Annotated in this window: 13 protein-coding genes; 8 read left to right on the top strand and 5 right to left on the bottom strand. The window is 34.2% G+C overall.

Features of this window, described 5'->3' with window-relative positions; all coding sequences use genetic code 11:
- Window position 1 precedes the first annotated feature (1 nt).
- Genes nuoH through ACQY56_RS03370 form a run of 8 tightly spaced genes read left to right on the top strand, consistent with a single transcriptional unit; the run spans window position 2 to window position 9,902 of the window.
- Window positions 2-991: an NADH-quinone oxidoreductase subunit NuoH gene (gene nuoH, locus ACQY56_RS03405; RefSeq protein ID WP_428738149.1), complete on the top strand. Its 990-nt coding sequence runs from the start codon at window positions 2-4 to the stop codon at window positions 989-991.
- Between the two features lie 11 nt (window positions 992-1,002).
- On the top strand, window positions 1,003-1,620 hold the full coding sequence (gene nuoI / locus ACQY56_RS03400) for an NADH-quinone oxidoreductase subunit NuoI (RefSeq protein WP_428738148.1): 618 nt from the start codon (window positions 1,003-1,005) through the stop codon (window positions 1,618-1,620).
- 12 nt (window positions 1,621-1,632) lie between these two features.
- A complete protein-coding gene (locus ACQY56_RS03395) occupies window positions 1,633-2,205 on the top strand; it encodes an NADH-quinone oxidoreductase subunit J (RefSeq protein ID WP_428738147.1) in 573 nt (190 codons plus the stop codon).
- Window positions 2,202-2,510, top strand: coding sequence for an NADH-quinone oxidoreductase subunit NuoK (gene nuoK / locus ACQY56_RS03390; RefSeq protein ID WP_428738146.1), 309 nt, complete (start codon window positions 2,202-2,204; stop codon window positions 2,508-2,510). The genes ACQY56_RS03395 and nuoK overlap by 4 nt, the downstream gene beginning before the upstream one ends.
- Before the next feature lie 3 nt (window positions 2,511-2,513).
- On the top strand, window positions 2,514-4,439 hold the full coding sequence (gene nuoL, locus ACQY56_RS03385) for an NADH-quinone oxidoreductase subunit L (RefSeq protein ID WP_428738145.1): 1,926 nt from the start codon (window positions 2,514-2,516) through the stop codon (window positions 4,437-4,439).
- A 1-nt stretch (window position 4,440) separates the two neighbouring features.
- Window positions 4,441-6,006 (top strand): NADH-quinone oxidoreductase subunit M, encoded by a 1,566-nt coding sequence (locus ACQY56_RS03380; RefSeq protein WP_428738144.1) that lies wholly within the window; start codon window positions 4,441-4,443, stop codon window positions 6,004-6,006.
- On the top strand, window positions 6,006-7,514 hold the full coding sequence (gene nuoN, locus ACQY56_RS03375) for an NADH-quinone oxidoreductase subunit NuoN (RefSeq protein ID WP_428738143.1): 1,509 nt from the start codon (window positions 6,006-6,008) through the stop codon (window positions 7,512-7,514). The genes ACQY56_RS03380 and nuoN overlap by 1 nt, the downstream gene beginning before the upstream one ends.
- Before the next feature lie 30 nt (window positions 7,515-7,544).
- On the top strand, window positions 7,545-9,902 hold the full coding sequence (locus tag ACQY56_RS03370) for a DUF7494 domain-containing protein (RefSeq protein WP_428738142.1): 2,358 nt from the start codon (window positions 7,545-7,547) through the stop codon (window positions 9,900-9,902).
- A gap of 1 nt (window position 9,903) precedes the next feature.
- On the opposite strand, the gene dapB is transcribed toward ACQY56_RS03370, so the two are convergent.
- The 5 genes from dapB to ACQY56_RS03345 all read right to left on the bottom strand — a co-directional run bounded on the left by dapB (window position 9,904) and on the right by ACQY56_RS03345 (window position 12,813).
- Complete coding sequence (gene dapB, locus ACQY56_RS03365; protein WP_428738141.1) at window positions 9,904-10,674, bottom strand: 4-hydroxy-tetrahydrodipicolinate reductase; 771 nt, start codon at window positions 10,672-10,674, stop codon at window positions 9,904-9,906.
- Window positions 10,675-10,722: 48 nt separating this feature from the next.
- Window positions 10,723-11,661, bottom strand: a complete 939-nt coding sequence (trxB, locus tag ACQY56_RS03360; RefSeq protein ID WP_428738167.1) for a thioredoxin-disulfide reductase — start codon at window positions 11,659-11,661, stop codon at window positions 10,723-10,725.
- A 15-nt stretch (window positions 11,662-11,676) separates the two neighbouring features.
- Complete coding sequence (locus ACQY56_RS03355; protein WP_428738140.1) at window positions 11,677-12,177, bottom strand: hypothetical protein; 501 nt, start codon at window positions 12,175-12,177, stop codon at window positions 11,677-11,679.
- A 10-nt stretch (window positions 12,178-12,187) separates the two neighbouring features.
- A complete protein-coding gene (gene trxA, locus ACQY56_RS03350; protein WP_428738139.1) occupies window positions 12,188-12,505 on the bottom strand; it encodes a thioredoxin in 318 nt (105 codons plus the stop codon).
- Window positions 12,506-12,612: 107 nt separating this feature from the next.
- Entirely contained in the window at window positions 12,613-12,813 is a 201-nt protein-coding gene (locus ACQY56_RS03345; RefSeq protein WP_428738138.1) for a hypothetical protein, read from the bottom strand.
- Between the last annotated feature and the right edge of the window lie 110 nt (window positions 12,814-12,923).

Raw genomic sequence — 12,923 nt, 5'->3', positions numbered from 1 at the left:
TATGGATATCGCATATTTAATAGAAACGATAATTAAAATTGTTGTAATTTTACTAGTATTTTCAGCATTAGCTGGTATTGGTACATACTTTGAAAGAAAAGTACTAGCATTTATGCAACGTCGTTTAGGACCTGTAAATGTTGGTCCATTTGGTTTATTGCAAGTGGGTGCTGATGGTATCAAACTTTTTACAAAAGAGGATATTATCCCAACTGGTGTTGTAGCAAAGATTTTTAAAATTGCTCCTGTAATTACAGCAGCAACTGCTTTTATGGCTTCTGCTGCTATTCCATTTTTACCATCTTTTAGTATAGCTGGTTATGAAGTACATCCAATTGTAGCAGATATTAATATCGCAATTCTTTATATTTTAGGTGTAATGGCTGTTGGTTTATATGGACCACTTCTTGGTGGTATGTCTTCAGCTAATAAGTTTTCACTTATCTCTGCTGCGCGTACAGCTGCTGTGTTTATCTCATATGAGGTTGTGACAGGTTTATCACTCCTTGCTCCAATTATGATGGTTGGTTCACTTTCACTTATTGACTTTAATGAATATCAAGCTGGTGGAATTACAAGTTGGATTGTATGGTCTCAGCCTGTTGCATTTGTACTCTTTTGGATCGCAGCATTTGCTGAAACTGGTCGTACACCGTTTCACTTAATCGCGAATGACCACGAAATCATTGATGGTTTTGGTACAGAGTACTCTGGTATGAGATGGGGTCTGTTCTTTATCGGTGAATATGCAAATATGTTCTTTATCTCATTTGTTATTCCACTTATCTTCTTAGGTGGATATGGAGATGGAAGTTTCTTAGGAGCACTTGGATTACTTGCAAAAGTTGCATTTTTCTTCTTCTTTTTCTTGTGGACAAGAGCTGCATGGCCAGATGTGAGACCAGATCAATTGATGTGGTTATGTTGGAAAGTGCTTATGCCAATCGCAGTGGTTAATGTTGTAATCACTGGTTTTGTGATGATGTTTTAGGAGGGATATGGATGAGTTTAGAACCATTTAACGATAGAAATGTAGCTGAAAATGGCTATTTTTTAGTAGATGTTGAAGATTATCCCACTACACCATGGGGAAAATTTGCAAGAGTTGCAAAAAGAACTTTTAAAGGGGAACTTTTTGTTGGACTTTGGGTAGTACTTCGTGAGATGATCAAGTTTGATATTCACACAGTACAGTATCCAGAAGAGAAGATGCCAATTGGACCTAGATACCGTGCTGTTCATGAGATGAAACGTCTTTGGGAGAGTGATACTGAGAGATGTATTGGGTGTGGTCTTTGTGAGAAGATTTGTATCTCAAACTGTATCCGTATGGAGACAAAATACGATGAAAACCAAAGAAAAGAGGTGAGCGAATACTCAATCAATCTTGGTAGATGTATTTTCTGTGGATACTGTGCAGAAGTATGTCCTGAACTTGCTATTACTCATGGTGGTGAGTATGAAAATGCAAGTGATCAAAGAGAGCATTTCATTCTTTATAATGATATGTTAACACCATTAGACACTATGAAAGCAAATGCTCAAAAAGAGTTTGAAGGCTTTGGGTCTATTACACCACATGAAGATGAGCGTGTCAAAAAGACACCTCTAGCGTATTAAGGAGTTTAGATTATGTTTGAAGCGGTAGCGTTTTACTTATTTGCATTTTTAACGATTGCGATGTTCTTTATTACAGTAACGACATCACATGCGTTATATGCATTAAGTGCATTAGCGGCGGGAATGATTTTTATATCGGCATTTTTCTTTATCCTTGGTGCTGATTTCTTAGGTGCGATACAAATTATCGTCTATACAGGTGCTGTAATGGCTCTATATGCATTTGGTATGATGTTTTTTGATACGACCCGTGAGGTTAAAGAGCATCAAGGGAATAAATACATTGTAGTTACAATGGCAACTTTAGCAGCTATTTTAGTTGTAGCAATGTTTGCAGCTCCAATTGTATCTGATAATATGATGGCTTTTACTCCACAACTTCAAGATGTTGGAAATACGCAACAAGTGGGTGTGGTACTTTTTACGAAGTACCTTATTCCATTTGAAGTAGCAGCTGTAATGTTACTAGTAGCAATGATAGCTGGTATTATCTTAGCTGGTAAGAAAATGGATCTTTCACTTACTCTTATGAGTGCTGATGAGATTTTAGAGCTTGAAGAAAAAAATAAAAAGGTGCTTTCATGATGGAAATAGGTTTAAATCACTATCTTGTTCTATCTACAATTTTATTTGCTATTGGTTTAGCAGGTGTTATGAGAAGAAAGAACTTACTTTTATTGTTTTTCTCAACAGAGATTTTATTAAATGCTGTAAATATAGCTTTTGCCGCTATTTCACACTATTATGGTGATTTAACAGGTCAAATGTTTGCATTTTTTGTTATTGCTATTGCAGCGAGTGAAGTTGCAGTTGGACTTGGTCTTTTAATTGTATGGCATAAACGTCATCACACTATTGATCTTGACACTATGGCAAGTATGAGAGGATAAAATATGGAAAAATATTTATATATTGCACTTTTTGCACCACTAGTAAGTTCTTTATTTTCTGCGCTTTTTACAGCAACAAAGAAAAAAACTTTTACTGGTATTGTAGGAAGTTTACTTATTTTTACATCATTTGTAAGTAGTTCTATTTTATTAGTACATATACTTGGTGGTGGTGAAGCAATTCATGTTGAACTTATGACGTGGATGGCTACAGGGAATTTATATATCCCATTTGGTTTTATAGTTGATGAAGTATCTGTAACTATGATGATGGTTGTTACATTAGTATCTACAATTGTACATATCTACTCTATTGGGTATATGGATCATGATAAAGGTTTCAATAGATTCTTTGCTTGGCTTTCAGCTTTCGTATTTTCAATGATGGTACTTGTTATGAGTGATAACTTTGCAGGGCTTTTCATTGGATGGGAAGGTGTTGGTCTTTGTTCATGGGGACTTATTGGTTTTTGGTTTCACAAAGAGAGTGCAACTTGGGCAGCAAATGAAGCGTTTATTATGAACCGTATCGCTGACCTTGGTATGTTAATTGGACTTTTTTTAATATACTGGAATACTGGTTCACTTCAGTACCACGAAGCGTTTGCTGTAATGGCACATTTAGATACTACTACACTTGTTTGGATTGGAATCTTTCTATTTATCGGTGCTATGGGTAAATCTGCACAGTTTCCATTACATACTTGGCTTGCAGATGCAATGGAGGGTCCAACTCCTGTTTCTGCACTTATCCACGCGGCAACAATGGTTACAGCTGGGGTATATTTAGTTATCCGTTCACATGAACTGTATCATCTTATTCCAAATGTAGGTTTATTTATTGCATCTCTTGGTGCATTTGTTGCAATGTTTGCTGCATCTATGGCGTTAGTGAATCGTGATATGAAAAGAATCATTGCATATTCAACTCTTTCACAGTTAGGGTATATGTTCGCTGCAGCAGGGCTTGGTGCATACTGGGTAGCGCTTTTCCACCTTATGGCTCACGCATTCTTTAAAGCGTTATTATTCCTTGGAGCTGGTAATGTTATGCACGCAATGCATGATGAACTTGATCCATTTAAAATGGGTGGACTTCGTAAGGTTATGAAAGGTACGTTTATTATGATGACGTTAGCTTCAGTTGCACTTGCTGGTATCTTCCCACTTGCTGGATTCTTCTCAAAAGATCTTATCATTGAAGCGGCATTTGTTGAACATCACTATATTATTTACACTGTGTTGTTAGTTACTGCAGGTTTAACAGCATTTTATTCATTTAGACTTGTTGCACTGATCTTCCACGGTGAAGAGCGTTACAAACTTTTTGGTATCCATCCACATGAAGCGTATAAATTTATGCTTGTTGCGATGAGTCCATTATTATTATTAGCAATTATTGCTGGTTCATTTAAAATTTCATATTTTGAAATGATTACAAACCTATTACCAGCGATAGAGTATCATATTCACCATCCTGGAGTTTACTGGGGTATGACAATTGGTACACAACTTTTTGTAATTCTTTCAGTGTTGTATGCATATAAAAAATATGCAGCATGGAAAGGTGGTGTTCCAGATGGTACGAGTAAAATGGAAAACAGATTTTGTTACAAAGTTTTATTTAACCAGTATTATATCCCGTATGCGTATGAAAAATATTTAGTACAGCCATACAAAGAGATTTCAGAAATTTTCTGGAAAAAAATTGATCTTAAAATTGTTGATGCAACAGTTGATGGGATTGCAGGAATTCTTTACAGTACAGGTGAGAATACTAGAGGTATGCAAAGTGGAAATCTTTCTACAATGCTAAAATGGATGGTAGCTGGTACTATAGGACTACTATCAGTAGCTGTAGTTTTTGGATTAACAGTTAGATATTTTGATGTGATCAAACCGATCTTATCAAGTTTAGGAGTTATGTAAAATGATGGATCATATTTTATCAATTTTAATTTTCTTTCCAGCATTAGCAGGGATTTTAGGATTTATTATCCAAAAAGATAGTATCCGTGCTTATGGTGTGAGTGTAGCTGTTGTTGAGTTTACACTTTCATTATGGCTTTGGTTCGCATTTGATGGAAATGTTTCTGGTATGCAATTTATGGAGAATTTACCACTTGTACCTTCATATGGAATTAACTATATTTTAGGTGTAGATGGGATTTCACTGTTTATTATCATTTTAGCATCATTCTTTACAATGATTGGTATAGCGTCTCTTACTGATACTCCAAATGAAAAGAATATGATTATTACACTACTATTTTTACAAATGACAATGGTTGGTGTGTTTGCTGCATTAGATGCTATTGTGTTTTATGTGTTCTGGGAACTTTCTTTAGTACCAATGGTTTATATCATTGGTGCATGGGGTGGACCACTTCGTATATATGCATCGATTAAGTTCTTCTTATATACATTTGCAGGTTCACTTGTAATGTTAGTTGGTATGCTTTTTATGGCATTTTTCTACTACCAAGCTACAGGTACATGGAGTTTTTCAATTCTTGAATGGTATAGACTTATATTACCAGAGAGTTTCCAATTATGGTTATTTGTAGCATTCTTTATCGGTTTTGCGATCAAAGTTCCAATGTTTCCATTCCATACATGGTTACCATATGCGCATGGTCAGGCACCAACGATCGGTTCTGTAATACTTGCAGCGATTTTACTTAAAATGGGTACATATGCGTTTATCCGTTTTTCATTACCATTGTTTCCAGATGCATCTGCATTTTTTATGGTACCGATCGCGATTATTGCCATCATTATGATTATCTATACTGCGATGGTAGCGTATGCACAAGAAGATGTGAAGCAAGTTGTTGCTTACTCGTCTATTTCACACATGGGTGTTATCATCCTTGGAACATTTGCATTGAATGTTGAAGGTATCTCTGGTTCGATTTTTCTAATGATTGCTCATGGTGTTGTGTCAGGTGCATTATTCTTACTGGTTGGTGTTATCTATGATAGACGTCATACGAAGCTAATGAGTGAGTTTGGTGGTTTAGCAAATGTAATGCCAAGATATGCAACTATCTTTGGAATTATGTTAATGGCTTCAGTTGGTATGCCACTTACTATTAACTTCGTTGGTGAGTTCTTAAGTCTACTTGGATTTTATAACCAATCACATATGTTAACTTTACTGGCTGGTACAGCTATCATCGTTGGTGCTATATATATGCTCTCAGCGTATAAAAAAATGTTCTTTGGAAATGAGATCAAAGAGGAGAATAAAAATCTTCCAGATGTTAGTAAACGTGAGCTTATTGCATTATTGCCATTAGCAGTGATTACAATTTGGTTAGGTGTATATCCAAAACCAGTTCTAGGACCAATTGATAACTCTGTAAAAGCAATTGTTCAGTTGATGCATAACAAATCACAAAGTGACTTAGCAAAAGAGAGAATACCAAATCTTGTTAAGACAAAAGAAATAGTAATCGATGAAGATGAAACTTCTACTGAGGAGGCACACTAATGTTATCACCAATTAATATCTCTTTAGAGTCGTTAAACTTACTTACTCTTGCACCAATGTTAATGCCAATCGTGGGTGCACTACTTATCTTAGTTGTTGATCTTTTTAAAGGTGGTCTTCACAAAAGTTTATATGTAGTTTTATCATTACTTTTTTTAGGCATGGATTTTATCGCTTTAGTAGATTCTAGTGAAATCTTTACACAAAGCGGTATTACTTTAGGTGTATTTGATGTGATGCTTATAGATGGTTTAGCAATACTTTCTCAGTTTATTATTGTTTTAGCATCTATGTTGTTTATACCATTAGCACTTACACATAAACGTTTCCATGAGTTCTCATATCCTGAGTTCTTTGCACTGTTTTTATTTATGATTGGTGGATTCCAGTTTATGGTATCGTCTGATAATCTTATTATGATTTTTGTGGGACTAGAAACAGCATCTTTAGCACTTTATACAATGATCGCTATGCACAACCGTGACAAATCTTTTGAAGCAGCAGTTAAGTACTTTACAATGGGTGCATTAGCAGCAGGTTTCTTTAGTTTTGGTGCAATGATATTTTATGCACTTACAGGTTCAATCGAGATCAATAAAATTGCTTTAGTACTAGCAAACAATAACTATGCAGATATTGGGTATATACTTATTGCAGTAACATTTATGTTGGCTTCTTTTGGTTTCAAACTCTCACTTGTGCCATTTCACACTTGGGCACCAGATGTGTATGAGGGAAGTTCAGCTGCTATGGCTGGATATATGTCAATTGTTCCAAAGATTGCAGCATTTGTTGTAACTATGAGACTTTTTGAATTCTTGGTACATAGTCACATCGTTTGGTTAGAAATTGTTCTTTACATTTTCGTTGTTGTAACTATGACTATCTCAAATCTGTGGGCATTAGTGCAAACAGATGTAAAACGTATGCTCGCATACTCTTCTATATCACATGCTGGTTTTGTAATGGCTGCTGTTTTAATAGGGACTACACAAGCAAATTCAGCACTCTTTTTGTACTGGATTCTATTTAGTTTTACAAATCTTGGATCATTCTCAATGCTTTGGATTTCAAGACAGAAAAAACTTCCAGATCATCAAGACTCAGATCACTCATATAATAAATTTGCGGGTATGATTAAAACTGCTCCTATTGCAGCAATGATTATGGCACTGTTTATGTTAAGCTTAGCTGGACTTCCTCCATTTGCACTTTTCTGGGGTAAAATGTATATGATTAGTTCGGCTGTAACAAGTGGTTATACTATTCTTGCACTTATCATGGCACTTAACTCTGCAATTGCTGGGTATTATTATTTAAAACTTATTATTTATATGTTTATGAAAGAGCCAGTTATGGAAAATGGTGGGCACATCTATATTGCCAACTCAACAAAAGCACTCAAAACTATCATTGGTATCGCAGTTATGGGAACAATCTTTGCTTTTATAGCTGTAAATCCACTTTTAGAATTTGTTACAGCTTTTGTATATAATAGTGGTTATTAATAGATAAAATCTTCATAAAGGGGGAGAGCATTGGTAAAAAAGATACTCTTAACTCTTTTGACCCCTATTATAGCTTTTGCACTTGAAATCTCTATCGATAGTGCAAAAGACAACTTCACAAAATACGCTACACTTCACTTAAGCGATCAAGATAAATTTACTTGTAAAGAGATGAAAAACGATTTTTTTGAAGTAAAAGAGATCATATGTGCATTTTCAAAAAGATCATCTAAAAATGTAAAAAATTTAGAAGATGAGTTTTTTAAAGTGAACACTTTTGTTAAAAAAGATACTTTTTTTCTCTCAATAAAACCAAAGCACAAGATGAAACTGTATTCGAATATTTTTGACCTTAGTGAAGATGATACACTTTTTAATCCAAAAGTTTCTTTGACAAACTCTTGGGTTGTTATTGGTTATAAAGAAAAATTTCCACTTATTAAACCAGAAGAATCTTCTGATATAGCTGTTAATTTTCCTTTTTATACACAACGAGATAAGCTTCCATATGTTGGAAGTTTAGATATCAAAGGAAACCCTGTTAAAATCAAAAAAGTTGAAGATGTTTCTGAATACATTAAAGTAAAAAAATATTTTGAACAAGAGGATTATGAAAAATGTTTAGAGGTTACAAGAGATATTTTAAAAAGATATCCAAATACACTTTTTAAAGCAGAACTCCTTTACTACGAGATAAAAATATATGCAAAGCTCAAAGACTATGATAATGTCATTGAAAATGCAAAAATATTTTTAAGAGAGTACTCTGCTGATGAAAATGTAGCTGAAGTGCTTTCACTTGTTTCTAATGCTTATGCAAAAATAGGGATGAGTTCAGATTCTGATTACTTTTTTGATAGACTTTTTAGTGAACATGCTGGAAGTAAATTTGCACAGCAAGGATTTATCTATAAAGGGGAAGCTTTAGAAGAAGAGGGTAGTGTATCTGAGGCTGAAAAGTTTTATAAAAGAGCACTTTATGAAACTCAGGATGTTGATGTAGCAGTTGAGGCCGCATATCATCTTGCAAACACAACTTTTCAAAAATCACCTACAAAAGCGAGTGCTTATTTAGAAAAAATCATCACAGTGAAACCAAGTTATTTTGCAAAAAAACTACAACTCTCAATGGAATTAATGCAATTATATGCAGATGCGAGTCAAGAACAAACTGCTGCAGATATAGCAACTGCATTATTAAATGATATAAATCCTACATATGATGAATTTGAAGAGGTATTGGCAAAACGGGGATTATATCTAGCAAATACAAAAAATAAAAAAGAAGCATTAACTGCGCTAAATAATTATATGAAAAAATTTCCAGATGGAGATTTTTATCAAGAGGTGGAAGTAGTTAAAGATCAACTCTTTTTTGATATTGATGATATGAACAGTAGTGTAAAACTAGCAGAGTTTGATAAATTGATGCAAGAGTATGGAGATGACAGTATAGGGCATAAAGCTCTGTATGAAAAAGCAAAATTACTCAATGATTTGGAAAGATACAATGATGCACTTGCATTAAAAGATCAACTCTTAGTACTCAATGATATAGATTACCCTGATATAAATCAAATTATACAAACAGCTGCTATTGGTGCTATGAAAGACTCTTTAAAAAATAAAAACTGTGAAGAGGTTTTAATCATATCGAGTGATTATAATGTCACTTTATCTAGTGAGTGGGATGACCAAATTTATACTTGTGCTATGAAAGGTGGAGATTACCAATTAGCAAAACAGATGACAACAAAGAATATTGATACAAAAGATGTTCAAGAAAAGGAAAAATGGCTTTATAGATTTGTGAAAGTTGATTTTGCAATTGGGAATTACCAAGATGTTATACAAGCTGCAAAAGATTTAATATCACTTATAGAACTCGATAAGAATGAAGCGTACTTGGATGTTTATAGAATACTCTTTGATACTTACGATAGACTTGAAAAGCAAGAGGAGATGATCCAAGCGATTACAAAAGTTGAAGAGACTTTTAAAGATAGTTACAAAGATATAGATCGTTATGCCAATATGGTAGCAGTAGGGATAGTAAAAAAAGATGACAACATGATTATAAAGTATGGGCGAAAAGTATACGATATGCAGCAAAAATCATCATCTCATGCCCAAACACCATATATAGAGTTTTCACTTTATCAAGCATATATGGATAAAAACGATTATGACAATGCTTTAGAAGTGATTCAATCATTGAATAGTGCAACTCTTTCAAAAGAGGATAGTGCAAGACAAAAGTATTTACTTGGCTGTGTATATGCTAAACTTTGGAGAGATGAAGAAGCTCAAAAAGCGTATGACGCAGCGATTAAAGCAGATGAAAAATCTGCTTGGGCGAAGTTGGCACAAAGTGCCAAAAATATGTAAACTAGTCTAACTCCAAACAATCAGAGATAGAGTACAGACCAACTTCTTGACTCACTAACCAACTTGCAGCACGTATAGCACCTTTAGAAAAAGTGTTCCTACTTGTAGCTGTATGGTTCAGCTCTATAAACTCGCCATCATTATAAAATCCTACAGTATGGCGACCAACAATATCTCCACCACGAAGAGCCATAACTGAAATCTCATCACTTGAACGCTCTCCTATATTTCCATCACGTCCACTTACACGAACTTTATCAATATCTAAATTGCGTCCAGCTGCTGCTGACTCACTGAGTGTAAGTGCAGTACCACTTGGAGCATCTTTTTTATGTCTGTGGTGCATTTCAACTATCTCTATATCAAACCCTTCTAAAGTTTTTGAAGCTTGGTATACGAGTTTATTTAGTAGAGCTACACCTAAACTCATGTTTGTTGCATAAAGTACGGGCATTGCTTCACTTGCTTGTTTAAGAAGATTGAGTTGATGAGTGCTTAGTCCTGTTGTTCCTATTACTAATGGTTTTGGTGTCTTTACAGCTTGTTCTAGAAGTGCTTCACATGCATCAGGGAGTGAGAAATCTATTACAATATCACAGCCATTTAAAAATGATTTCATATCTGAAGTTACTAAAATAGAAGGATCAATTGCAAAATCTAAAGAGTTACGAACAAAAACAGTACTTACAGCCATATTTGGAGTTATTTTTAAATCTTCTAATAATAATTTACCTACACGCCCACTTGCACCAAATATACCAACTTTGATCATCTCTTATCCTTTAAAAGCATATTTTCTTTTTTGAAATATTACCATCTCTTAGTTTAAAAGTTCATCAACATAACTAATCGCACTCAACGCTGCAACGGCACCATCACCTGCTGCAGAAACCACTTGTTTTGGAGCTTGTATACGCATATCTCCAGCTGCAAAAAGACCACTTACAGAAGTTTTCATACCTAGATCAACGATGATTTGTCCTTGTTCATTTGTGTCACATAAAAAACTGCCATCTTCTTGAATGAGTACTTGATTGTTTACATTATTGCCTACGAATGTAAAAACTCCAGGAACTTCTATCTCTCTAGTTGTTCCATCAGTAAATGCAACTCTAATCCCAGTTACACCCATAGTATCGCCATATACTTCATCAGGTGTTGCATTTGTAATCAGTTCGATATTTTCAGCATTTTCTATACGTTTTACAGTGTTTGGTGAAGCTCTAAATGTGTCACGTCTATGAATAAGATATACTTTTGTGCATATTTTAGCTAGATAAAGTGCCTCTTCAAGAGCAGTATCGCCACCACCAATGACTGCTACCTCTTTACCTTTATAGAAAAATCCATCACATGTAGCACAAGTGCTTACACCTTTTCCAAAAAATTCATTCTCACCTTTAAAACCAGCACGTCTTGGTGACGAACCAGTACCTACAATAACACTATGTGCTTGATCGCTTGTCCCATCACCTTTATGGATAGTAAAAACATCTCCCTCTTTTGTAATACGAAGCACTTCAACCATATCGTGCTTAAGACCAAATTTTTGACATTGCTGTGGCCAAGGAATCATCAAATCCATCCCTGTGATTTCTCCTGTTACCCCTGGATAGTTCTCAATCTCAGAGCTTTGTGTTATTTGACCACCAGGCATACCTTTTTCATACATTACAACGTTTTCAAGTCCACCACGAGTAGTGTAGAGTCCTGCTGTTAGTCCTGCTGGTCCACCACCAACTATAGCACAATCTAATATCATATAAATTCCTTTTTAAAGAGTTTGAATAGTCTTAGAAATATCTCGTAAATTATCGAGTTTATGTATCATACTATCTTGTTTATAAAGAGAATCTTTTTGTTTCTTTATAAAAAAAATAGATGGTGTTTTATAAATATTAAACCTTTGGATAAATTTTAAACTAGTGTTAGTTCCTGTACGTAAAAACGTAACTCTATTTGTATTGGGTATAACATGGTTATAGTAATCAATAGCTAAAGTTGGAAATTCAGCTTGTAAGTTAGTAATTTCATTAATCGCATTTTTTTGTTTTGAAGAGTAAAAAACTACGAGATATTTGTCTTCCTTTGGAGTAAAAAGATCATTTTTTTCGTAAAAAACCCACTCTTTAAAATCGATAAATTTATATTCGGAAAATTTGTAGTTAAAATAAGCAAAAGCCCCAGCTATCATAGCTGCGCCAAAAAAAGAGGCAAGAAGTGTAGAGAGAGAAAATAGAGATTTTCCCTTTTTTCTCTCCCTTTTTTCAATCATTTAATAAAAATTATAAAAGAGCGTTTAGTTTGTCAGCGAAAGCTTGTTTAGAAGCAGCACCTACCATTTGTTCAACCATCTCACCATCTTTAAAGAAAAGGATAGTTGGAATAGAACGGATACCAAATTTAACAGCAATATCTTGCTCTTCATCAGTATTTACTTTACAAATTTTAGCTTTACCGTCAAACTCTTCAGCTAATTCTTCGATGATTGGAGCAATCATACGACATGGACCACACCATGGAGCCCAAAAGTCTACTAGTGTAACACCTTCAGCTACCGTTGATTCAAAATCTGCACCTGTTAATTCAATATATTTACCCATTCGGATTTCCTTTTACATTTGTTATATGGATGTATTATACAAATGATAATATTAAAGCTAACTTTATATCATTTGTATAGATTTGTTTTTAGAAATTTCTTAATATTTTATTCAACAGAAATAACGTAGTTTGCATCTACTTCTACAACATTAAACTCGTGCTCACCACAAAAAGTTTCGTTCAATTCTTTCGCCCAAGCATTAGCAACTTTAAAAGCATCCTCTTTATCTTCGAAAGTTTTAATTTGTGGCATATTTTTTCTTTTTGCACAACCACACATTTTTTCTACTACTACATGATGTACCATAGCTTATCCTTTGAAAGTAATCTATTTTAGACTCTACATAATATATTCCAAAACTAAAATTAGGTATCTATTAAAATAAAAAAAGGTAAATTATGCTATAATTTTATCTT

Origin of the sequence: Sulfurimonas sp. (assembly GCF_050296975.1) — a bacterium.
GTDB lineage: Bacteria > Campylobacterota > Campylobacteria > Campylobacterales > Sulfurimonadaceae > Sulfurimonas.
The sequence above is the reverse complement of the archived record's forward strand: the minus strand, read 5'-3'. Positions and strand labels throughout refer to the sequence as shown.

Coding starts and splice junctions, on each gene's coding strand:
- nuoH (WP_428738149.1), top strand. CDS start 2: ATGGATATCGCATATTTAATAGAAACGATAATTAAAATTGTTGTAATT.
- nuoI (WP_428738148.1), top strand. CDS start 1,003: ATGAGTTTAGAACCATTTAACGATAGAAATGTAGCTGAAAATGGCTAT.
- ACQY56_RS03395 (WP_428738147.1), top strand. CDS start 1,633: ATGTTTGAAGCGGTAGCGTTTTACTTATTTGCATTTTTAACGATTGCG.
- nuoK (WP_428738146.1), top strand. CDS start 2,202: ATGATGGAAATAGGTTTAAATCACTATCTTGTTCTATCTACAATTTTA.
- nuoL (WP_428738145.1), top strand. CDS start 2,514: ATGGAAAAATATTTATATATTGCACTTTTTGCACCACTAGTAAGTTCT.
- ACQY56_RS03380 (WP_428738144.1), top strand. CDS start 4,441: ATGATGGATCATATTTTATCAATTTTAATTTTCTTTCCAGCATTAGCA.
- nuoN (WP_428738143.1), top strand. CDS start 6,006: ATGTTATCACCAATTAATATCTCTTTAGAGTCGTTAAACTTACTTACT.
- dapB (WP_428738141.1), bottom strand. CDS start 10,674: ATGATCAAAGTTGGTATATTTGGTGCAAGTGGGCGTGTAGGTAAATTA.
- ACQY56_RS03355 (WP_428738140.1), bottom strand. CDS start 12,177: ATGATTGAAAAAAGGGAGAGAAAAAAGGGAAAATCTCTATTTTCTCTC.
- trxA (WP_428738139.1), bottom strand. CDS start 12,505: ATGGGTAAATATATTGAATTAACAGGTGCAGATTTTGAATCAACGGTA.
- ACQY56_RS03345 (WP_428738138.1), bottom strand. CDS start 12,813: ATGGTACATCATGTAGTAGTAGAAAAAATGTGTGGTTGTGCAAAAAGA.